Below are 23,784 nucleotides of genomic sequence, written 5' to 3' on the forward strand. Positions count from 1 at the left end.
GGTCTTTTTGTGAAATTCACACAATCTCCTCACATTTTTTTTAAAATTAAAAAAAGTTGATGAACAAGAAAGCGCTTTATTTTGTATACTAGTAAGTGTAAAGAGGAAACACCTCAAGATCTTTATCAGGAGGACAGCACATGTCACAAGAAAAATACATTATGGCCATTGACCAGGGAACTACAAGTTCTCGTGCCATTATTTTCAACAAAAAAGGAGAAAAAGTTAGCTCGAGTCAAAAAGAGTTCACTCAGATTTTCCCTCAGGCAGGTTGGGTTGAGCACAATGCCAATGAAATTTGGAACTCTGTTCAGTCAGTTATTGCAGGTGCTTTCATCGAAAGTGGTGTCAAGCCAAATCAAATCGAAGCAATCGGGATTACCAACCAACGTGAAACAACGGTTGTCTGGGATAAGAAAACAGGACTTCCTATCTACAACGCTATCGTTTGGCAATCACGCCAAACTGCTCCTCTGGCTGAACAACTGAAAAGCCAAGGTTATGTGGAAAAATTCCATGAAAAGACTGGTTTGATCATCGATGCTTACTTCTCTGCTACCAAGGTTCGTTGGATTTTGGATCATGTAGAAGGCGCTCAAGAGCGAGCAGAAAAAGGGGAATTGCTCTTTGGTACCATCGATACTTGGTTGGTTTGGAAATTGACTGACGGTGCGGCTCACGTGACGGACTACTCAAATGCAGCTCGTACCATGCTTTATAACATTAAAGAACTCAAATGGGATGATGAGATTTTGGAAATCCTCAATATTCCAAAGGCTATGCTTCCGGAAGTTCGTTCTAACTCTGAAATTTACGGTAAGACAGCCCCATTCCATTTCTACGGTGGACAAGTGCCAATCTCAGGTATGGCTGGTGACCAACAAGCAGCCCTCTTTGGACAGTTGGCCTTTGAACCAGGTATGGTTAAAAATACTTACGGAACAGGTTCTTTCATCATCATGAATACTGGTGAAGAAATGCAGTTATCTGAAAACAACCTCTTAACAACCATTGGTTACGGAATCAACGGCAAGGTTTACTATGCCTTGGAAGGTTCTATCTTCATCGCAGGAAGTGCTATTCAGTGGCTTCGTGATGGACTTCGCATGGTTGAAAATTCACCAGAATCTGAAAAATACGCTCGTGATTCTCACAATGATGATGAAGTTTATGTCGTTCCAGCCTTTACAGGACTAGGAGCACCATACTGGAACCAAAACGCTCGCGGTTCTGTCTTTGGATTGACTCGTGGAACAAGTAAAGAAGACTTTATCAAGGCAACTTTGCAATCTATTGCTTATCAAGTGCGTGACATCATCGACACCATGCAAGTGGATGCTCAGACAGCTATCCAAGTTTTGAAAGTAGACGGTGGTGCAGCCATGAATAACTTCCTCATGCAGTTCCAAGCTGATATTTTAGGAATTGACATCGCACGCGCCAAAAACTTGGAAACAACAGCTCTAGGAGCAGCCTTCCTAGCAGGTTTGTCAGTAGGCTACTGGAAAGACTTGGATGAGTTGAAACTCTTGAACGAGACAGGAGAACTCTTTGAGCCATCTATGAACGAATCGCGCAAGGAACAACTCTACAAGGGCTGGAAGAAGGCTGTAAAAGCAACGCAAGTCTTTGCGGAAGTAGACGACTAATACTGGCAGAATAAAGCAATTTATTTAGAAAGTGTGTAAATATGGAATTTTCAAAGAAAACACGAGAATTATCAATTAAAAAAATGCAGGAACGCACCCTGGACCTCTTGATTATCGGTGGAGGAATCACAGGGGCTGGTGTAGCCTTGCAGGCGGCAGCCAGTGGTCTTGAGACTGGTTTGATTGAAATGCAAGACTTCGCAGAAGGGACATCTAGCCGTTCAACTAAATTGGTTCACGGAGGACTTCGTTACCTTAAGCAATTTGACGTAGAAGTGGTCTCAGATACGGTTTCAGAACGTGCAGTGGTTCAACAAATTGCTCCACACATTCCAAAACCGGACCCAATGCTCTTGCCAGTTTACGACGAGGATGGAGCGACCTTTAGCCTCTTCCGTCTTAAAGTAGCTATGGACTTGTACGACCTCTTGGCAGGAGTTAACAACACACCAGCTGCCAACAAGGTTTTGAGCAAGGAAGAAGTCTTGGAACGCCAGCCAAACTTGAAGAAAGAAGGCTTGGTAGGAGGCGGGGTTTACCTTGACTTCCGTAACAACGATGCGCGTCTCGTGATTGAAAACATCAAACGTGCCAACCAAGACGGTGCCCTCATTGCCAACCACGTGAAGGCAGAAGGCTTCCTCTTTGACGAAAACGGCAAGATTACAGGTGTTGTAGCCCGTGATCTCTTGACAGACCAAGCCTTTGAAATCAAGGCCCGTCTGGTGATTAACACAACAGGTCCTTGGAGCGACAGAGTACGCAATTTGTCTAATATGGGAACCCAATTCTCACAAATGCGTCCAACTAAGGGAGTTCACCTGGTAGTGGATTCAAGCAAGATCAAGGTTTCACAGCCAGTTTACTTTGACACAGGCTTGGGTGACGGTCGTATGGTCTTTGTTCTCCCACGTGAAAACAAGACTTACTTCGGTACAACTGATACAGACTACACAGGTGATTTGGAACATCCGAAAGTGACTCAGGAAGATGTAGATTATCTACTTGGCATTGTCAACAACCGCTTCCCAGAAGCAAATATTACAGTTGCTGACATTGAAAGTAGCTGGGCAGGTCTTCGTCCATTGATCGCAGGCAATAGCGCTTCTGACTACAATGGAGGGAATAACGGAACTATCAGTGATGAAAGCTTTAACAACTTGATCGCGACTGTTGAGTCTTACCTCTCTAAAGAAAAAACTCGTGAAGACGTCGAGGCTGCTGTCAGCAAGCTTGAAAGCAGTACCTCTGAGAAACATTTGGATCCATCTGCAGTTTCTCGTGGTTCGAGCTTGGACCGTGATGATAATGGCCTTTTGACTCTTGCTGGTGGTAAAATCACAGACTACCGTAAGATGGCTGAAGGAGCTATGGAGCGCGTGGTTGACATCCTCAAAGCAGAATTTGACCGTAGCTTTAAACTCATCAATTCTAAGACTTACCCTGTTTCAGGTGGGGAATTGAACCCAGCAAATGTGGACTCAGAAATCGAAGCCTTTGCGCAACTTGGAGTGTCACGTGGTTTGGATAGCAAGGAAGCTCATTACCTAGCAAATCTCTACGGTTCAAATGCACCGAAAGTCTTTGCTCTTGCTCATAGTTTGGAACAAGCGCCAGGACTTAGCTTGGCAGATACTTTATCACTTCACTATGCAATGCGCAACGAGTTGGCTCTGAGCCCAGTTGACTTCCTTCTTCGTCGTACCAACCATATGCTCTTTATGCGTGATAGTTTGGATAGCATCGTTGAGCCAGTTTTGGATGAAATGGGACGATTCTATGACTGGACAGAAGAGGAAAAAGCAGCTTACCGTGCGGATGTCGAAGCTGCTCTCGCTAACAACGATTTAGCAGAATTAAAAAATTAAGAAAAAATAAAAGAGGTGGAGGGCAGGACTCCTTGTCGCCCGTCCCTTCTTTTTAATGGAGACAAAAAGATGATGAATGAATTATTTGGAGAATTTTTGGGAACTTTAATCCTGATTCTTCTAGGAAATGGTGTTGTTGCAGGTGTGGTTCTTCCAAAAACCAAGAGCAACAGCTCAGGTTGGATTGTGATTACTATGGGTTGGGGGATTGCAGTTGCGGTTGCAGTCTTTGTATCTGGCAAGCTCAGTCCAGCTCATTTAAACCCAGCTGTGACCATCGGTGTAGCTTTAAAAGGTGACTTGCCTTGGACTTCCGTTTTCCCTTACATCCTAGCTCAGTTTGCAGGGGCTATGCTCGGTCAGATTTTGGTTTGGTTGCAATTCAAACCGCATTATGAGGCAGAAGAAAATGCAGGCAATATCCTAGCCACCTTCAGTACTGGACCAGCCATCAAAGATACTGTATCAAACTTGATCAGTGAAATCCTTGGAACTTTTGTATTGGTATTAACAATCTTTGCTTTGGGTCTTTACGATTTTCAGGCAGGTATCGGAACCTTTGCAGTAGGGACTTTGATTGTCGGTATCGGTCTATCACTAGGTGGGACAACAGGTTATGCCTTGAACCCAGCTCGTGACCTTGGACCTCGTATCATGCACAGCATTTTACCAATTCCAAACAAGGGAGACGGAGACTGGTCTTATGCCTGGATTCCTGTTGTGGGACCTGTTATTGGTGCAGCATTGGCTGTTCTTGTATTTTCCCTTTTCTAGTTTAGAAAATAACTATTATTGCTAGAGCTTGGGCGAAAACTCAATTTCAGGAAAAAATGAAGTAAATCTTCTCACAATAAAACGCATAGTATCAAGTTTTCAATACCTGATATTATGCGTTTTTCTGATTTTTAAGACTTTTTCTCCAGTCTCTTTTTTCGATTGAAGATGTAAGTATTTTAGTAACTAATTTCTTAGTACTAGCCAACAACGATAATAATAATTCCTTCAAAAAGTAGGAAGAATAAAGACAATAGTTTTTGCTTTTTCATGTGAAATACCTCACTTTTATTTTCTTCTATTTTATGCTAAAATATTAAAAATCAAAAACTGTTCCCATATATGCTTGTTGGAGAGATATTATGAAAAAATTTGGAGAAATTTTTAAAAAGTTTCGAGAATCTAGAGGGTTTCGCTTAAAAGATGTCGAAAAAGCTGGTATATCAACATCACAGCTCTCACGTTTTGAAAAGGGAGAGACTGATTTAACCATTTCAAAATTTATGGCTATTTTGGATGAAATTAACATGCCTATTGATGAATTTATGTATGCTGTTCATGATTTTCATCGTGATGAACTGAACGAACTATTATCAAAGGTTAGGCATTTTGTATCAAATCATGATGTTGATGGGTTGAAAAAACTACTTTATTCTCAGATGGAGTCAGATTCTAAACAAGAGAAATTTCATAAGCTTAACATTATTTTATTAAAAATTCGTTTACAAGATTTATCGGGAGAAGCTTATTATTCTGGTGATGATTTATCTTATCTAACTGATTATCTATTTAGTGTTGAATATTGGGGATACTATGAATTATTGATTTTTTCAAATACGTTAGATGTCCTAAAACACGATGTCTTCATGCTTTTGGCTAGAGAGATGTCTAGACGTTCTGATTTTTATAAAGAAATTCCTAATAATAGACGATTGATTTCATCTATGCTATTAAACGGATATATCACATGTATTGAAAGAGGAAAATTTCTTGATGCTTTATATTTTGAAAAGCAACTGAATCAATGCTTTTTCACCGAGATAGAAATTTATGAACGGTTGGTGTTTCAGTATGCACAGCATCTGTATCGATACAACAAAGAGATGGATTGTAAAGCAATTATTGAAATGAGGAAGTGTATTGGAGCAATGAAATTAGCGGGAAGTAACCATTTGGCAAAGAATTATGAAAGGCACTTAGAAAAAATTTTAGCAGATAAAGGGTAGTGTGCAGATATGGGAAAGGAACTATCTCGAAATAATATTTTGGTAGAATTGTCTTTAGAAATTTCAATTACGGTTGTTTTATCAGTTCATTGTATTTGAGCGATAGGATTTTTCGAAGTTGTCACCATAATTATGAATTTTGAGGTATTTAATATGCAAGTTCTATCTCCATATATTTTAAGAAAGAAAAGTGAAACAGGAGAATTATTTTTCAATAGTAACAATAACCACTCTTAATAAACAGCATCATATATAGGTTAATTAAATTATTGTATAGTCTCAGTTGGAGTTAATTTGTTTATAACTTTTAGACTGAGGCTTTTATATCTATTCGCTTTCTTTTAGATAGGCTTATTTATGAAATTTCTAAAATACATTAAAACTAATATTTTTATCTATTTTTTAATAGGAGTGCTTTTGAATAGCGGAATGGCTCTAATAAAGCCATTGTTATTGGATAAGCTATTGAATATTCGTGAAGAGCAACTTACAATTGGTACAATTTCATACTTTGTTTTATACGGTCTGTGTTTACACCTGTTTTTTTATAGCACGATGTTGCTAGCAAATTTTGTTAGTAATAATCTGCAACGTCATCTTCAAATTCGTTTAAAAGATCAGCTTATTAAGAAATTATTTTTGAAAGAAAACTTTGTATATGATGAAAAAGTTTCAATTGTTACACAAGATATGGAACTGCTCTATAATCGCTTCTTTTTACCCTTGGATATGATAGTTGGAAGAGTTTTTATACTTTGTACAACGATTGTTTTTATTTTGGTGCAAAATTTTTGGCTTGGTATTGTTTTTATCGTGTTCTCTTTTCTTCGACCATTACCTCAATGGGTAATGAATAATCGTTTAATGAAAAGTGGTGCAAATTTTTCGGAAATGCAAAAAGCTTTTCATCTATCTGTAGGAGATTTTTTTAAGGGAGCAGATACGATATATTTTTATGGCGCTAGTAAAGAAAACTTTGCTAAGATGAGAAAAAACAACGAGTGTTACGAGAATGCTCGTTGGAAAAATGAATGGACTAGCAATGTCGTTTATTTTTTCAATGGTCCTTTAGAATTCCTTAGTCAGGTACTACCTCTTGCACTTGGTCTTTTATTACAAAAGAGCGGTATAGAGTTAACAACAGCTAGTTTGGTCTCTATGTATATAGCTACAATGAATCTTAGCGGACCTATTCAAAGAATTATGTATAGCATATCTGATATACAGCGATCGCAAACAGTGAAAGAAAAAATATTTTCATTATTGGAAGAATCTTGTTTAGAAACATCATATCCGACAGTCGAATCTTTAGCTGAGCTAGTTTTGGAGGGCGTTTCAAAACAGGTTGGAGAGCAAGTGCTCTTTTATGATTTGTCACTTAGATTAACTAAGCCAAGTAAAGTTTTAATAAAGGGAGCTAGTGGTACCGGAAAGTCAACTCTCCTACAGTTGGTAGCAGGAAAGATAAGTCCGAATAGTGGTAGAATTATCGTACGTGATAAATCAGGTCGAGAATTTACTCATTATCAAGGGAATGTCGCTTATATCTCTCAGAATCCATTTTTCAGACATGGGACAATCCGAGAAAATTTAACATTAGGACAGGAGATTTCAGATAAAGAATTACTCTGTTGCCTAGAACAAGTTGGATTAACGAATGAAATCACCAATATCTTGGATTATCAACTGATAAATAATGGAGAAAACATTTCAGGCGGACAACGTTTACGACTTGAATTAGTTCGCTGTCTGCTTCGACAAAAAGACATTGTGTTGGCGGATGAGGTTACATCATCCTTAGACAAGGACAATGCATATCAAGTGCGCCAGTTACTTTTGCAGTTGCCTATCATTTTGATTGAAGTTGCTCATCATATTGATTCAGAAACAGTTTATAATCAAGTAATTGATTTGGGAAAATATAGAATAAAATAAATAGACTTGTTCGGCATCTTGCTAGTTATAATATATATGCTATATTATGGATTGTTTTAGCTGATTTAAAGATGTGAAAACTAAAAACTATGGCTAAGTTGGAATGTTAAAAATTCAATTTCTGACCACCTAATCTTGTGTCAAATAGTTATCAAACAAAGTCTACTATACCATTTATCAGTTAAATATTTTTATGTTATAGGAGCGCTACATGTCTAATTCATTTGTCAAGTTGTTAGTCTCTCAATTGTTTGCAAATTTAGCAGATATTTTCTTTAGAGTAACAATCATTGCTAACATATACATTATTTCAAAATCAGTAATTGCCACATCACTAGTTCCCATTTTAATAGGGATATCCTCTTTTGTTGCAAGTCTTTTAGTTCCGTTGATTACTAAAAGGTTAGCGCTAAATAGGGTTTTATCTTTATCTCAATTTGGAAAGACTATATTATTGGCGATACTGGTAGGAATGTTTACCGTAATGCAATCAGTAGCGCCTTTGGTGACCTATCTATTTGTTGTGGCAATTTCAATATTAGATGGTTTTGCCGCACCTGTTTCCTATGCTATTGTGCCACGCTATGCGACCGATTTGGGTAAGGCTAATTCAGCCTTATCAATGAGTGGTGAAGCTGTTCAATTGGTGGGTTGGGGATTAGGTGGACTCTTATTTGCAACAATTGGTCTTTTACCTACCACGTTTATCATTTTAATGTTGTATATCATTTCTAGCTTTCTGATGTTATTTCTGCCTAACGCTGAAGTGGAGGTGTTAGAGTCAGAAACTAATCTTGAAATTTTGCTCAAAGGTTGGAAGTTAGTTGCTAGAGATCCTAGATTAAGACTTTTTGTATCAGCAAATTTATTGGAAATTTTTTCAAATACGATTTGGGTTTCTTCCATTATACTTGTTTTTGTAACTGAGTTATTAAATAAAACGGAAAGTTACTGGGGATATTCTAATACAGCATACTCTATTGGTATTATAATTAGTGGCTTAATTGCTTTTAGGCTATCTGAAAAGTTCCTTGCTGCTAAATGGGAAAGTATTCTTTTTCCTCTTGTAGCCATGGCAATAGTGACACTGACTATTCTATATTTTCCAAATGCACAGATGTTTTTATTATTTTCAGCTTTAGTTGGTATGTTATCGCAGCTAAAAGAAGTTCCTGAAAGGGTATTTCTTCAGGAAACAGTAGAGGAAAATCATTTGGTTAATGTCTATTCTGTTCTTGAAGTGATTTCGACATTAGCATTTTCAGTATTTGTTTTGCTAATGAGCTATATTACTGAGAGTTTTGGTATTAGCATCAGTTTTTGGCTATCAGCCATTTGTCTGATGATAGAAGCTATTTTAATTTATATCAGACGAGATTATTTTAAATAAGAGACTGGTTAAAAAGTCTTGAGAAATTAGAAAAGCGCATAGTATCAGGTGTTGAAAACTTGATATTGTGCGTTTTATTATGGAAAGATTTACCTCATTTTCTACTGAAATTGAGTTTTTGCCCAGGATCACTCTATTTGAAATATACATAGAAAAACTGCATAATTTTAAAATTAGCTTAAATATAATGAAAATCTACGGTAAACAATTGAAAAAATACTATATAAAGTGGTACAATGGTAGAAAAATAAGCTAGTAAGAATCACTCTTATTTTAGCGAAAAATTACAGAAATGAATGGTTTTTCTTTATGAAACAGAGAAAAGAATTGTACCTCTTTCTTGGTCGGACAGCCTTGTATTTTCTTATCTTTCTGGGGCTGCTGTACTTCTTTAGCTATCTTGGTCAGGGTCAAGGAAGCTTTATCTATAATGAATTTTAACTTGAAGGAGAATTCCTATTGTGTCACATAAACCAATAGTAGATATGATTGAAACCATAGAGCATTTTGCTCAGACCCAGCCTAGCTATCCTGTTTACAATGTTTTGGGGCAGGAACACACTTATGGCGATTTGAAGGCTGATTCGGATAGTTTGGCTACAGCCATTGACCAACTAGGCTTGCTTGAAAAGTCTCCTGTGGTTGTTTTTGGTGGCCAAGAATATGAAATGTTGGCAACTTTTGTAGCCTTGACTAAGTCAGGTCACGCCTACATTCCAATTGATAGCCATTCGGCCTTGGAGCGAGTTTCAGCTATTTTAGAAGTAGCGGAGCCAAGTTTGATTATTGCGATCTCAGACTTCCCATTGGAGCAGGTTTCTACACCAATGATGACTCTAGCTCAGGTTAAGGAAGCCTTTGCTCAAGGAAATAGCTATGAGATCACGCATCCAGTCAAGGGTGATGATAATTACTACATCATCTTTACTTCTGGTACGACTGGTAAGCCTAAGGGAGTGCAGATTTCACATGATAACCTCCTCAGCTTTACCAATTGGATGATTACGGACAAGGAATTTGCGACGCCAAGTCGTCCACAAATGCTGGCTCAGCCACCTTACTCATTTGACCTGTCTGTCATGTACTGGGCGCCGACCTTGGCACTGGGTGGTACGCTTTTTGCCCTTCCTTCAGCCATTACTCAGAACTTTAAGCAACTCTTTGCGACCATCTTTTCATTGCCAATCGCTATCTGGACATCAACCCCTTCTTTTGCAGATATGGCCATGTTGTCAGAAGACTTTAATAGCGAGAAAATGCCTGGTATCACGCATTTCTACTTTGATGGTGAAGAATTGACGGTTAAAACGGCTCAAAAACTGCGCGAACGTTTCCCAAATGCTCGTATTATCAATGCCTACGGTCCAACAGAAGCGACAGTAGCCTTGTCAGCAGTTGCTGTGACAGACGAGATGTTGGTGACTCTCAAACGTCTACCAATCGGCTATACCAAGGCTGATTCTCCAACCTTTATCATTGACGAGGAAGGAAATAAACTACCAAATGGTCAACAGGGAGAAATCATTGTTTCTGGGCCAGCTGTTTCAAAAGGCTATATGAACAATCCTGAAAAAACAGCGGAAGCTTTCTTTGAGTTTGAAGGTCTGCCAGCCTATCATACAGGAGATGTGGGAACTATGACAGATGAAGGCTTGCTTCTCTACGGCGGACGCATGGACTTCCAGATTAAGTTTAACGGTTACCGCATTGAGTTAGAAGATGTCTCTCAAAACCTCAATAAGTCTCGCTTTATCGAGTCTGCTGTTGCAGTACCGCGCTATAATAAGGAACACAAGGTACAAAATTTGTTGGCCTATGTCATCTTAAAAGATGGTGTGCGTGAGCAGTTTGAGCGTGATATCGATATTACCAAGGCTATCAAGGAAGATTTAACAGACATCATGATGTCCTACATGATGCCGTCTAAATTCCTTTACCGAGACAGTTTGCCACTGACTCCAAATGGAAAGATTGACATCAAAGGATTGATCAACGAGGTGAACAAGAGATGATGGAGTTCTTTCAACAGCTTCCTCATTTAGAGCCATATGGGAATCCTCAGTATTTTGTCTATGTGATTGCTGCAACCTTGCCCATCTTTATCGGTCTCTTTTTCAAGAAACGCTTTGCCTGGTATGAAGTGCTGGTAAGTCTCTTCTTTATTGTCACCATGTTGGTAGGTGGGAAGACCAATCAACTAGTTGCCTTGGGTATTTACCTTTGCTGGGAAATATTGCTCCTGCTTTTCTACAAGCATTATCGAAAAAGTAAGGATGGCAAGTGGGTCTTCTACCTAGTTAGCTTTCTATCCCTCCTTCCGATTATCTTTGTCAAGGTGCAACCAGCTATCAATGGAACGCAGTCTTTGCTTGGATTTTTGGGAATTTCTTACCTGACCTTTCGTTCGGTTGGGATTATCATCGAGCTGAGAGATGGAGTGATTAAGGATTTTACCCTCTGGGAATTCCTTCGTTTCCTTCTCTTCATGCCGACTTTTTCAAGTGGCCCAATCGATCGCTTTAAGCGATTTAATGAAAATTATCAGGCCATTCCTGAGCGGGATGAGTTGATGGATATGCTGGATGAATCTGTTCGCTATATCATGTGGGGCTTTTTGTATAAGTTTATCCTGGCTCATGTTTTAGGAGAGACCTTGTTGCCCCCTTTGAAGAATCTAGCCCTGCAGTCAGGTGGCTTCTTTAACATCTATGCTTTAGCGGTTATGTATACCTTTGGTCTGGAACTTTTCTTTGACTTTGCAGGTTATTCTATGTTTGCCTTAGCCATTTCAAATTTGATGGGAATTCGTAGTCCCATCAATTTTAACAAACCTTTTTTATCAAGGGATTTAAAGGAATTTTGGAATCGCTGGCATATGAGTCTCTCTTTCTGGTTCCGTGACTTTGTCTTTATGCGAATGGTCATGGTATTGACCAGAAAGAAGGTCTTTAAAAATCGCAATGTAACCTCAAGCGTGGCCTACATTGTCAATATGCTGATTATGGGATTTTGGCATGGAGTGACTTGGTACTATATCGCCTATGGACTCTTTCATGGGATTGGACTGGTTATCAATGACGCTTGGATTCGTAAGAAAAAAACGCTTAATAAGGAACGGAAAAAAGCAGGGAAAGCTGCTCTACCTGAGAATCGCTGGATTCAGTTGCTTGGCATGGTTGTCACCTTCCATGTCGTCATGCTGTCATTCTTAATCTTTTCTGGATTTTTGAATGATTTATGGTTTAAAAAATAAAAGGAAATAAAATATGGATATCAAATCAGAAGTTATCGAAATTATTGATGAGTTGTTTATGGAAGATGTTTCTGACATGATGGATGAAGATCTTTTTGATGCAGGTGTCTTGGATAGTATGGGAACGGTTGAGTTGATTGTAGAGATTGAGAACCGTTTTGACATTCGTGTCCCTGTAACAGAGTTTGGTCGCGACGACTGGAATACAGCCAATAAAATCATAGCTGGTATTATGGAGCTACAAAATGCTTAAACGCTTATGGATGATCTTCGGACCGGTCTTGATAGCTGGTTTGTTGGTTTTTCTGCTCATTTTCTTTTATCCTACTGAGATGCGTCATAATCTAGGAGCTGAAAAGCGTTCAGCAGTGGCTACTACTATCGATAGTTTTAAGGAGCGAAGTCAAAAGGTCAGAGCACTATCTGATCCGAACATACGTTTTGTTCCCTTCTTTGGCTCTAGTGAATGGCTTCGTTTTGACGGTGCTCATCCTGCAGTCTTGGCTGAGAAGTATAATCGCTCCTACCGTCCGTATCTTTTAGGACAGAGGGGAGCTGCATCGCTTAACCAGTATTTTGGAATGCAACAGATGTTGCCACAGCTAGAGAATAAACAAGTTGTGTATGTTATCTCACCCCAGTGGTTCAGTAAATATGGTTATGAGCCAGCAGCTTTTCAGCAGTATTTTAATGGAGACCAGTTGACCAGTTTTCTGGAACATCAATCTGGAGATCAGGCTAGCCAATATGCGGCGACTCGCTTACTACAGCAGTTTCCTAACGTAGCTATGAAGGATTTGGTTCAGAAGTTGGCAAGTAAAGAAGAATTGTCGACGGCAGACAATGAAATGATTGAATTATTGGCTCGGTTTAATGAACGCCAAGCTTCCTTTTTTGGGCAGTTTTCAGTTAGAGGCTATGTCAATTATGATAAGCATGTAGTTAAGTATTTAAAGACCTTGCCAGACCAGTTTTCTTATCAAGCTATAGAAGATGTCGTTAAAGCAGATGCTGAAAAGAATACTTCCAATAATGATCTGGGAATGGAAAATTATTTCTATAATACGCAGATTAAGAAGGATCTGAAGAAATTAAAGGACTCTCAGAAAAGCTTTACCTATCTCAAGTCGCCAGAGTATAATGACTTGCAGTTGGTTTTAACACAGTTTTCTAAATCTAGGGTAAACCCGATTTTTATCATTCCACCTGTTAATAAAAAATGGATGGACTACGCTGGTTTACGAGAGGATATGTACCAACAAACGGTGCAGAAGATTCGCTACCAATTAGAAAGTCAAGGTTTTACCAATATAGCAGATTTTTCTAAGGACGGCGGGGAGCCTTTCTTTATGAAGGATACCATTCACCTTGGTTGGTTGGGTTGGTTGGCTTTTGACAAGGCAGTTGATCCTTTCCTATCCAATCCCACACCAGCTCCGACTTACCACTTGAATGAGCGCTTTTTCAGCAAAGATTGGGCGACATACGATGGAGATGTCAAAGAATTTCAATAGATCATGATATAGAAGAGTTCAAGAATGAAGCCTATTTTCACGTTTTTTCTTGACTCTTTTTTTGCTTGTGATATAATTAACTGGTAAATAAAATGTCAAAGAATAGTATTTTTCTCTTAAAAAAGAGAAGTCCAAAAGGAAAGGAGTCAGATATGAGACAGCTAGCGAAGGATATCGATGGCTTTTTGAATGAGGTGATTTTACAGGCGGAAAACCAACATGAAATCCTAATAGGTCATTGCACTAGTGAGGTGGCCCTGACCAATACCCAGGAGCACATTCTCATGCTTTTGTCGGAGGAATCTTTAACCAATTCAGAATTGGCCCGTCGTCTCAATGTCAGTCAGGCGGCAGTTACCAAGGCCATTAAGTCTTTGGTCAAGGAAGGGATGTTGGAAACGTCTAAAGATCCTAAGGATGCGCGTGTGATTTTTTATCAGTTGACTGACTTGGCTCGTCCAATTGCTGAGGAGCACCACCATCACCATGAGCATACGCTTTTAACCTATGAACAAGTGGCGACTCAGTTTACTCCAAATGAACAAAAAGTGATCCAGCGGTTTTTGACTGCTTTAGTAGGAGAAATCAAATAATGAGATATATTACGGTAGAGGATTTGTCCTTCTATTATGATAAGGAACCTGTTCTTGAACATATCAATTATAGTGTTGATAGTGGGGAATTTGTTACCTTGACAGGGGAGAATGGGGCAGCTAAAACGACACTCATCAAGGCTAGTCTTGGAATCCTCCAACCACGCATTGGCAAGGTGACTATTTCAAAGACAAATACGCAGGGTAAGAAATTGAGAATAGCCTATCTTCCTCAACAGATTGCCAGTTTTAATGCGGGTTTTCCAAGTACGGTTTATGAGTTTGTCAAGTCGGGTCGCTATCCGCGAAAGGGTTGGTTCCGTCGCTTGAATGCTCATGATGAGGAGCATATCAAGGCTAGTCTGGACTCAGTTGGTATGTGGGAACACCGAGACAAACGCTTGGGGTCTCTATCTGGGGGGCAAAAGCAGCGAGCGGTGATTGCGCGTATGTTTGCTTCTGACCCAGATGTGTTTATCCTAGATGAACCGACAACGGGGATGGATGCAGGAAGTAAAAATGAATTTTACGAACTCATGCACCATAGCGCCCATCATCATGGCAAGGCTGTTTTGATGATTACCCATGACCCTGAAGAAGTTAAGGACTATGCGGACCGCAATATTCATCTAGTCCGTAACCAAGACTCGCCATGGCGTTGTTTCAACGTTCATGAGAATGATCAGGAGGTGGGCCATGCTTAGTTTGTTATCTTATGACTTTATGCAGCGTGCCTTTCTGGCGGTTATTGCTATGAGTCTTTTCTCGCCAGTATTGGGAACCTTCCTTATCTTGCGCCGTCAGAGTTTGATGAGTGATACCCTCAGCCACGTCTCGCTTTCGGGTGTAGCTTTTGGTCTGGTACTAGGGATTTCTCCGACTATTTCAACTATTGCTATTGTCTTGATTGCGGCGGTCTTTCTGGAGTATCTCCGTACGGTTTACAAGAGCTTTATGGAAATCGGGACAGCTATCCTCATGTCAACAGGACTGGCTGTTTCTCTGATTGTCATGAGCAAGGGTAAAAGCTCTAGCTCAATGAGTTTGGACCAGTATCTTTTTGGTTCGATTGTGACTATTAGTGAGGAGCAGGTCATTTCCCTCTTTGTCATTGCGGCGGTTGTTTTGATTTTGACCTTCCTCTTCCTTCGTCCTATGTATATCTTGACCTTTGATGAGGATACGGCCTTTGTGGATGGCTTGCCAGTTCGTACCATGTCCATTCTTTTTAACATGGTGACGGGGGTGGCCATTGCCCTTATGATTCCTGCTGCGGGAGCTCTTCTGGTATCGACCATTATGGTCTTGCCAGCTAGTATTGCCCTGCGTCTGGGGAAAAACTTTAAATCGGTTATGCTGCTAGCCAGTGCTATTGGATTTTTGGGAATGGTGGCAGGACTCTACATTTCCTACTATGCAGAAACACCTGCAAGCGCAAGTATTACTATTATTTTTGTAACTGTCTTCTTACTGATTAGTTTAGTAAGACGTTTTATCAAATAGGAGACTAATGTGAAAAAAATTAGCTTATTGCTAGCCAGTCTATGTGCCTTGTTTTTTAGTGGCTTGTTCCAATCAAAAGCAGGCAGATGGCAAACTAAATATTGTGACAACCTTTTACCCTGTCTATGAATTTACTAAGCAAGTCGCAGGAGATACTGCTAATGTAGAACTCCTCATCGGTGCTGGGACAGAACCCCATGAATATGAACCGTCTGCCAAGGCAGTTGCCAAAATCCAAGATGCAGATACCTTCGTTTATGAAAATGAAAACATGGAAACATGGGTTCCTAAATTGCTAGATACCTTGGATAAGAAAAAAGTCAAAACCATCAAGGCGACAGGTGATATGTTGCTTTTGCCAGGTGGTGAGGAAGAAGAGGGAGACCATGACCATGGAGAAGAAGGCCATCACCATGAGTACGATCCCCATGTTTGGTTATCACCAGTTCGTGCCATTAAACTTGTAGAGCACATCCGTGATAGCTTGTCAGCAGATTATCCTGATAAAAAAGAGACCTTTGAAAAGAACGCATCTGCCTATATCGAAAAATTACAAGCCTTGGATAAGGCTTATGCAGAAGGCTTGTCTCAAGCCAAACAAAAGAGCTTTGTAACGCAACACGCAGCCTTTAACTATCTCGCTTTAGACTATGGGCTCAAACAAGTCGCTATCTCAGGACTTTCTCCAGATGCAGAGCCATCAGCTGCACGTCTGGCAGAATTGACAGAGTACGTCAAGAAAAATAAAATTGCTTATATCTACTTTGAGGAAAATGCTTCACAAGCCCTTGCTAATACACTTTCAAAAGAGGCAGGTGTCAAAACAGATGTCCTTAATCCTTTAGAAAGTCTGACAGAAGAGGACACCAAGGCTGGAGAAAATTACATCTCTATCATGGAGAAAAACCTCAAGGCTTTGAAACAAACAACAGACCAAGAAGGTCCAGCTATCGAACCTGAAAAGGCAGAGGATACTAAGACAGTTCAAAATGGTTACTTTGAGGATGCAGCTGTCAAGGACCGCACCTTGAGTGACTATGCAGGTAACTGGCAATCAGTTTATCCTTTCCTTGAAGATGGCACGTTTGATCAAGTCTTTGACTACAAGGCTAAGTTGACTGGTAAGATGACTCAGGCTGAGTACAAGGCTTACTATACAAAAGGCTATCAGACAGATGTCACTAAGATCAACATTACTGATAATACTATGGAATTTGTTCAAGGTGGACAAAGTAAGAAATACACTTATAAGTATGTTGGAAAGAAAATCTTGACTTATAAGAAAGGAAATCGTGGCGTGCGCTTCCTCTTTGAAGCCACAGATGCGGACGCTGGACAGTTCAAGTATGTTCAGTTTAGTGACCACAATATCGCCCCAGTTAAGGCAGAACATTTCCATATTTTCTTTGGAGGCACAAGCCAAGAAGCCCTCTTTGAAGAAATGGATAACTGGCCAACCTATTACCCAGATAACCTATCTGGACAAGAAATCGCCCAAGAAATGTTGGCGCATTGATGAGAAACCGATTAGTTCATAGGAGCTAGTCGGTTTTTTGATACTAGATGGCTAACTTCATTATAGACCTTTCAGAATTTTAAACAATAAATAAAGCTCTTGAAATATCTGGGCTTATATGTTAGAATGATTTTATCGGATAAGGTTCATTAGAATACTACCCCCTAACTACTGCCATAGTTAAGGGGTGTTTTGGTATATTCTACAGGAATAGAAAAAGACCCTCTAAACTTTGTAGAGAGCCTTAAAAAATCAAAATAAAAAGATAACCCCAGGCACATAGGAATGCTCAACCTTTCAGTCTACCCCATTCTGGGACCCAGCGTTTATCCTTCACAAGTTATCTTATTGAGTCCATTATATCACACTTATGGAAAATGTAAGAAATTTGTATAGTATTTTTAAATGAATTGATGAAAAATCAAATACCTTTCAGAACTAAGGAACTTTAAATAATAAATAAAACTCTTGAAATCTTAGCGCTTGTGTGTTAGAATAATTTTATCGGGTAAGGTTCATTAGAACACCAAATCCCTTAACTATGGCCGTAGTTAAGGGATTTTTTGACGTATCTTAGCGATTTAACGGGTGTTTACAGGCTAGTCATTCGGTCTACTTCTTACCATCTAGCCATTTGCAGACGAAATACAAGATAATTCCTGCTATGACGTCCGTTACAATAGTAAGAACGAGCTCTGGGGCAAGGTTCATTAGTTTCACCTCCTCTCACGAACCGTAAGGAACGTAATCGGTAACCGATGACAAAAATAGTATATCACATTAAATTTAGATCATCAACATTGCTTAATGCTTGAAATATTAGGACTTATATGCTAGAATGTAGTTAGTGTATAAGGTTCATTAGAACACCAAAGCCCCTAACTACTGCCATAGTTAAGGGCTTTTTTGACGTATCTTAGAGATTTAACGGGTGTTTATAGGCTAGTCAGTCGGTCTACTTCTTACCATCTAGCCATTTGCAGACGAAATACAAGATAATTCCAGCTATAACATCTGCTATAATAGTAAGAGCAAGCTCTGGTATAAGGCTCATTAGTTTCACCTCCTCTCACGAACCCATAGGAACGTAATCGGTAACCGATGACAAAAGTATTATACCACACTAAATTTAGATCATCAACCTCACTTAATGCTTGAACTATTGTAGATTATATGCTAGAATATAGTTAATTGATAAGGTTCATTAGAACACCAAAGCCCTTAACTATTGCCGTAGTTAAGGGCTTTTTTGACGTATCTTAGTGATTTAACGGGTGTTGATAGGCTAGTCACTCGGTCTAGTCCTTACTATCTAGCCATCTGCAGACGAAATACAAGATAATTCCTGCGATGACGTCCGCTATAATAGTAAGAGCGAGCTCTATGATAAGGCTCATTAGTTTCACCTCCTCTCACGAACCCATAGGAACGTAATCGGTAACCGATGACAAAAATAGTATACCACAACAAATTTAGATCATCAAGGTCACTTAATTCTTGAAATATAGGGTCTAAGCGACAAAGTCTTTAAAATCAGAAAAACGCATAATATCAGGTGTGCAAAACCTTGATTTTATGCGTTTTATTGTGAGAAGGTTTACTCCATTTTCTCCTGAAATTGAGTTTTTGCCCAGCTTCTGTTTTTAGGGTTGCTGAGAAAATAATGTCATGTGGTGAGTATTTGTAAATCAGTCAGCAGACAGAACGAATATTCTTCGAAAATCTCTTCACATCATGTCAGCTTCGTCTTTCCGTATATATGTGACTGACTTCATCAGTTCTATCTACAACATCAAAACAGTGTTTCGAGCTGACTTGATCAATTTTCAAATCTGTACTTTGAGCAAGCTGAGACTAGTTTCCTATTTGATTTTCATTGAATATCAGAAACCCATTCTCCATCAAATAATTCTACTGCGTCTAATAATTTTTGATCTGGCAAGGTGTCAGAAATAAAGGTTGTGTATTTGGAGAAGGGATTAATTTTAAAAAATCCAGTCTTGTAAAATTTAGAACTATCAATCAGTAAGATGGTTTCATGGGCTTTGTCAATAATATTCTTTTTTGAAATAGCTTGGCTGAGAGAAGCTTCATAAACATATTGGTCATCAATACCTCTTGCTGAACAAAATGCTAAATCGATATTAAAGTGATCTAATAAAGAATTTTCTTTATCATAGTTAATAACTGAACAAGATTGATGTTTTACTTCTCCAGAAGTAATAAAAATTTTAGAACTATCTCTAACAGTTTCAGATAAGGTTTGTGCAGTATGCAAACCATTTGTAAAAATAATTAGATTATCTAGTTCGGCGAGATGAGGACAGAGTTCGTAGACAGTCGTACTGGAATCAAGATAAATACACATGCCTGACCGAATAAAGTCTTTAGCGAGACTAGCGATTAGTCTTTTTTGCCTAGTACTTTCTCCTTCACGTATTTGATGAGAAAGTTCAATTGTGTTCATAGAGGACAGGGTCACGTATCCGTGTTTTCTTTTGATAAGACCTTGATTTTCTAAGAAAATTAAATCACGACGTAAGGTACTTGTGCTGGAGAAAGTGATTTCTGCCAGCTCTTTTACGGCAATTCTTTTTTTCTTTTTGATAATTTCAATCAATTCAAGTACACGTTCATCTTTTATCATAAGCTCCTCCTAATTTATCATTTCAACTATATTATAGCACAAATTGGAGGAATTTGAATTATTTTTATGTTTATGGAGTAAATATATGAACATTATTCAAGTAAGCGTTCACATATTGAAAAAATAAAATGTGGGGATTATAATAAAGTTAATCAAGGACGAAGAGAGAAGAAAAATGGAAGCGGTTTTAGCAATAGATTTAGGTGCGACTTCTGGAAGAGCAATAGTTGGTTACCTTTCTGAAAATAAACTAGTAATGGAAGAAATAAATCGCTTTTCTAATCTACCTATTAGAGTAAAAGGGCATTTATCTTGGGATGTTGACTTTCTACTAGCTAAAATTCTTGAAAGCATCCACTTGGCTAATACTAGTTACAAGATTTTATCTATCGGTATTGATACATGGGGTGTTGATTTTGGACTTATTGATAATGAAGGTAAGCTGTTATCACAACCTGTTCATTATCGTGATGAAAGAACAAAGGGAGTGTTAAAGGAAATATCTGAAATTACTGAATTAGAAAAACTGTATTCAGAGACAGGAAATCAGCTTATGGAGATTAACACCTTGTTCCAACTTTTTAAGGTACGACAAGAATTTCCTGACTCTTTCTATAAGACCAATAAGATTCTTTTAATGCCAGATTTGTTTAATTATCTCTTGACAGGTAAGTTTGCTACAGAAAAAAGTATTGCTTCAACAACGCAACTCTTTGATCCGAGGAGTCAAAATTGGAATCAGAATATCTTAAAACTATTTGAATTGGATTCATCTTTACTTCCTGAAATTGTTTCAGAGGGAAATGTCCTTGGAAGGATAAAAGAGGAGTATGGTTTAGGAGATATTCCTGTTGTGAATGTTTGTAGCCATGATACAGCCAGTGCGATTGTCTCAGTTCCTAAGACAGAAGGTAGTTTATTTATTTCATCAGGTACTTGGTCTTTAGTTGGAGTGGAACTTACTTCACCGATTCTTAATACCGAATCTTTCAGCTATGGATTTACAAATGAGGTAGGCAAAGATGGAGTGATTACTTTTTTGAAGAATTGTACAGGGTTGTGGATCATAGAGGAGCTAAGACGTTCATTTGAACGAAGAGGGAAAGCATATTCTTTTGGTGATATAAAAACAATGGTGGAGAAAGAAAAAGAAGATCTTCCTTTGATTGATACTGAATCAACTAAATTTGCAACAGAATCTGATATGTACAAAACTTTAACAGAATATCTAGCTTATCATCATGAGACTAGAGAGTGGACAGATGGACAACTATTTAAGATAGTTTATGAAAGCCTAGCTGAAACGTATAAGGAAACAATAGAGTTACTAGAGAAACTAACTCATAAGGTTTATAAGAGGATATATGTGATTGGAGGAGGCGCTAGAGCCAGTTACTTTAATCAAATGATTGCTGATAGAACTGGTAAAGAGGTTCTTACAGGTTCGACTGAAGCTACAGCTGTAGGGAATATTTGTATACAGCTATTAAGTCAAGGTAAAATAAACGAGGATACAGGGTTAAAGGATATTATGACAAATATTGCTGATACACAATATTATTATCCTCAGCTATCATAAACAAAAATAAAAAAACGGAGGTTTTGTCATGAACAAAAAAAGTCTTTTGAAATGCGCTGTTATCGGGTTAGTAGCTACCCTTGGTTTAGCAGCTTGTGGAACATCTAAGGATGCAAGCGGTGGAAGTTCTTCTGGTAAAGAAGTATTAGAATTTTATCATGGGTATCATCATAGTGAAGATGAATGGCCTGTAGCTAAAACTATGCGAGATTTATATGATAAATTTGCAGAAGAACATAAAGATAGTGGTGTAGAATTTAAACCAATTCCTATAAATGGTGATTTGAAGGATGTAATGAATAACAAGGTTGCTAGTGGTGAATTTCCAGATGTGATTGACCTAGCAGGTAATGCAGTATCATTAGCTGCAATTGAACAAAAACTTGTTTTAGATTTGAAACCATATATCGATTCAAATAAGCTTGAAAAAAATGTTGGTTTGAACTATAAACAAAACCAAAAAGATGGAAAAATTTATACAGTTCACGAACAGTTATTTACAATGGGCTTATGGTACAACAAGGATATATTTGCAAAAGCAGGTGCTAAAACACCTGATCAGTGGAATACTTGGGAAGATTTTACACAAGCAATGGCTACTGTGAGAAAGCAAGATGGAGTGTATGCATTTGGTGCTGGAGAACCATCTATTCGCTTGTTTAATACAGTCTTAGGAACCACAGAAAATGGGCGTAAATTATTAGACAAACCATTAACAAAAGAAGGAATCGAATCTAAAGAATTTGCAGATGCTTTGAAAATGGTTATGAAAGAAATTCAAGCTAATGGTTCTAAGAATGCTGGTGGCGATGCTAATGCTTATTCTAAAGACTTCCAAGAAGGTAAATCTGCAGTCTTCTTTAATGGTGTGTGGGCTTCTGGTGAGATGTCTAAGAACCCAAGTCTTGCACCTGGAATCTATCCTGCAGGTGTAGCAATTAGTTCTTCTGGAGGTGGTATCACTATCTCAAGTAAGATGTCTGAAGCTAAACAAAAACTAGCTCTTGAGTTTTTGAAATATATGACTAGCGATGATGTACAAAAAGTAATTTTTGAAAAAGTAGGAGCAAATCCTTCTGATGAAAATGTAAATGTAAAAGAACTTTCAGAAAAGAGTTCAGAAGCTACTACTAAAATTTTAGGACAAGCAATCACTCAAGTTAAGAATGCAAAAGTAGTTGTTCCAACTGTAAGTGATGTTTGGGGTGGCGATGTACACACAGCTATTATTAATGCATTGACAGAAAGTGCTGCTGAAAATGTAGATGTTGATCAAAAAGTGAAATCTACTCAAGATGTGTTGAAATCATTGATTGGTTAATTGTTTTAGGGAGTGGAAACGAAGCTCAGTTGGCACTGCCAACTGAGCTTGATTTTACTCATATAGTTGAAAAAAGGAGTTTGTTTATGGCACAAAAAGTTATGAGCCTACAAAATAGGAAGAATCAAAAAAGACGATTTATCTTTTTATTTCTTTTGCCAACGTTGATTTGTTTCTTTCTATTTTATTTTTATTCTGTAGTAACAATCTTTTTAACTTCATTTGCTAAATGGGATTATACAAATTTAAACACCCCTGAGTTTCTTGGATTTGATAAATTATTTGAAAATTATAGGTATGTTTTTAAAGAATACCCATTTTTTACAGAAGCTCTAATTAATTCTGTTCGTTGGGCTGTAATTGGTGTTATTATTCAAGTTCCTTTAGCTTTATCTGTTGCAATTACATTATCTAAGAAATTAAAAGGATGGAAGATATCTAGAAATCTTTATATTGTACCTAGTATCATTTCTAGTGCTGCTATGGGATTGATTTTTCTTCAAATCTATAATCCAAACTATGGCGTTGTTAACCAAATTATTCATTTATTTAATCCATCGTTTAAAGATTCAGTACTGTTGACTCCAGGATTAAATATAGCAGCTATGACTGGCGCTTATATCTTCTTTGCAGGAGCATCAACCATTATGATTCTTGGGCAAATTTTTGCTATTCCAGAAGAAGTTCAAGAAGCTGCTATTTTAGACAATATTACTGGTTGGAGGAAAGAGTGGTATATTACGATTCCGATGATTAAGGGGACAATTAAAACTGTTTCAATTATGGCTGCAACTTCAGGATTTTTGCTCTATAACGAAGTATTCTTTTTGACAAATGGTGCTGCAGGAACAAAAAGTATCAGTTTTGTTATTAGAGAATTAGCGGTGGCTAGCTCACGAACTCAGTATGCTCGTGCAAATACAATTGGAGTTATACAAATCTTAGGTGGAATGTTGATTATCGTTTGTATTAATATTTTATTCAGAGAAAGAAAAAGACTGAAAGGTGGGAAATGA

At 38.2% G+C, this 23,784-nt stretch carries 18 protein-coding genes and 1 pseudogene; 18 read left to right on the plus strand and 1 reads right to left on the minus strand.

Annotated elements, in window-relative coordinates:
• Positions 1-140 precede the first annotated feature (140 nt).
• From glpK to adcA, 15 genes and pseudogenes are all read left to right on the plus strand, one after another.
• Positions 141-1,649, plus strand: coding sequence for a glycerol kinase GlpK (gene glpK, locus DSY56_RS07120; RefSeq protein ID WP_050256796.1), 1,509 nt, complete (start codon positions 141-143; stop codon positions 1,647-1,649).
• A 41-nt stretch (positions 1,650-1,690) separates the two neighbouring features.
• Entirely contained in the window at positions 1,691-3,517 is a 1,827-nt protein-coding gene (gene glpO / locus DSY56_RS07125; protein ID WP_112444702.1) for a type 1 glycerol-3-phosphate oxidase, read from the plus strand.
• Positions 3,518-3,586: 69 nt separating this feature from the next.
• Positions 3,587-4,291, plus strand: coding sequence for an MIP/aquaporin family protein (locus DSY56_RS07130; protein ID WP_112444704.1), 705 nt, complete (start codon positions 3,587-3,589; stop codon positions 4,289-4,291).
• A gap of 362 nt (positions 4,292-4,653) precedes the next feature.
• Positions 4,654-5,517 carry a helix-turn-helix domain-containing protein gene (locus tag DSY56_RS07135; RefSeq protein ID WP_112444706.1) on the plus strand — a complete coding sequence of 288 codons (864 nt, stop codon included), beginning with the start codon at positions 4,654-4,656 and terminating at the stop codon, positions 5,515-5,517.
• A gap of 357 nt (positions 5,518-5,874) precedes the next feature.
• Entirely contained in the window at positions 5,875-7,452 is a 1,578-nt protein-coding gene (locus DSY56_RS07140) for an ATP-binding cassette domain-containing protein (protein WP_050073592.1), read from the plus strand.
• 211 nt (positions 7,453-7,663) lie between these two features.
• On the plus strand, positions 7,664-8,842 hold the full coding sequence (locus DSY56_RS07145; protein WP_112444708.1) for a ryptide export MFS transporter: 1,179 nt from the start codon (positions 7,664-7,666) through the stop codon (positions 8,840-8,842).
• Between the two features lie 309 nt (positions 8,843-9,151).
• Entirely contained in the window at positions 9,152-9,283 is a 132-nt protein-coding gene (locus DSY56_RS07155) for a teichoic acid D-Ala incorporation-associated protein DltX (protein WP_000813667.1), read from the plus strand.
• Between the two features lie 20 nt (positions 9,284-9,303).
• Positions 9,304-10,854, plus strand: a complete 1,551-nt coding sequence (dltA, locus tag DSY56_RS07160) for a D-alanine--poly(phosphoribitol) ligase subunit DltA (RefSeq protein ID WP_112444712.1) — start codon at positions 9,304-9,306, stop codon at positions 10,852-10,854.
• Positions 10,851-12,095 (plus strand): D-alanyl-lipoteichoic acid biosynthesis protein DltB, encoded by a 1,245-nt coding sequence (gene dltB, locus DSY56_RS07165; RefSeq protein WP_112444714.1) that lies wholly within the window; start codon positions 10,851-10,853, stop codon positions 12,093-12,095. The genes dltA and dltB overlap by 4 nt, the downstream gene beginning before the upstream one ends.
• Before the next feature lie 13 nt (positions 12,096-12,108).
• On the plus strand, positions 12,109-12,348 hold the full coding sequence (gene dltC / locus DSY56_RS07170; protein WP_050197725.1) for a D-alanine--poly(phosphoribitol) ligase subunit DltC: 240 nt from the start codon (positions 12,109-12,111) through the stop codon (positions 12,346-12,348).
• The gene (dltD, locus tag DSY56_RS07175; RefSeq protein WP_112444716.1) at positions 12,341-13,609 is read left to right on the plus strand and encodes a D-alanyl-lipoteichoic acid biosynthesis protein DltD; all 1,269 of its coding nucleotides are present in this window, start codon (positions 12,341-12,343) and stop codon (positions 13,607-13,609) included. Before dltC ends, dltD begins: the two co-directional genes overlap by 8 nt.
• A 152-nt stretch (positions 13,610-13,761) precedes the next feature.
• Positions 13,762-14,202 (plus strand): zinc-dependent transcriptional regulator AdcR, encoded by a 441-nt coding sequence (gene adcR, locus DSY56_RS07180; protein WP_001249314.1) that lies wholly within the window; start codon positions 13,762-13,764, stop codon positions 14,200-14,202.
• Entirely contained in the window at positions 14,202-14,906 is a 705-nt protein-coding gene (locus DSY56_RS07185; protein WP_001269496.1) for a metal ABC transporter ATP-binding protein, read from the plus strand. Before adcR ends, DSY56_RS07185 begins: the two co-directional genes overlap by 1 nt.
• Positions 14,899-15,705, plus strand: a complete 807-nt coding sequence (locus tag DSY56_RS07190; RefSeq protein ID WP_000950030.1) for a metal ABC transporter permease — start codon at positions 14,899-14,901, stop codon at positions 15,703-15,705. Before DSY56_RS07185 ends, DSY56_RS07190 begins: the two co-directional genes overlap by 8 nt.
• 9 nt (positions 15,706-15,714) lie before the next feature.
• Positions 15,715-17,221: pseudogene (adcA, locus tag DSY56_RS07195) on the plus strand (zinc ABC transporter substrate-binding lipoprotein AdcA).
• Positions 17,222-19,094: 1,873 nt separating this feature from the next.
• Here the strand turns inward: adcA and DSY56_RS07205 are convergent.
• Positions 19,095-19,868, minus strand: a complete 774-nt coding sequence (locus tag DSY56_RS07205; RefSeq protein WP_112444720.1) for a DeoR/GlpR family DNA-binding transcription regulator — start codon at positions 19,866-19,868, stop codon at positions 19,095-19,097.
• Between the two features lie 175 nt (positions 19,869-20,043).
• On the opposite strand from DSY56_RS07205, the gene DSY56_RS07210 reads away from it, so the two are divergent.
• The 3 genes from DSY56_RS07210 to DSY56_RS07220 all read left to right on the plus strand — a co-directional run bounded on the left by DSY56_RS07210 (position 20,044) and on the right by DSY56_RS07220 (position 23,784).
• Positions 20,044-21,447, plus strand: a complete 1,404-nt coding sequence (locus DSY56_RS07210) for a rhamnulokinase (RefSeq protein WP_200832388.1) — start codon at positions 20,044-20,046, stop codon at positions 21,445-21,447.
• A 28-nt stretch (positions 21,448-21,475) separates the two neighbouring features.
• Complete coding sequence (locus DSY56_RS07215; protein WP_050220529.1) at positions 21,476-22,768, plus strand: ABC transporter substrate-binding protein; 1,293 nt, start codon at positions 21,476-21,478, stop codon at positions 22,766-22,768.
• 86 nt (positions 22,769-22,854) lie between these two features.
• Positions 22,855-23,784: a carbohydrate ABC transporter permease gene (locus DSY56_RS07220; protein ID WP_078140508.1), complete on the plus strand. Its 930-nt coding sequence runs from the start codon at positions 22,855-22,857 to the stop codon at positions 23,782-23,784.

Origin of the sequence: Streptococcus sp. 596553 (genome assembly GCF_900411395.1) — a bacterium.
GTDB classification, from domain to species: Bacteria; Bacillota; Bacilli; order Lactobacillales; family Streptococcaceae; genus Streptococcus; species Streptococcus mitis_BA.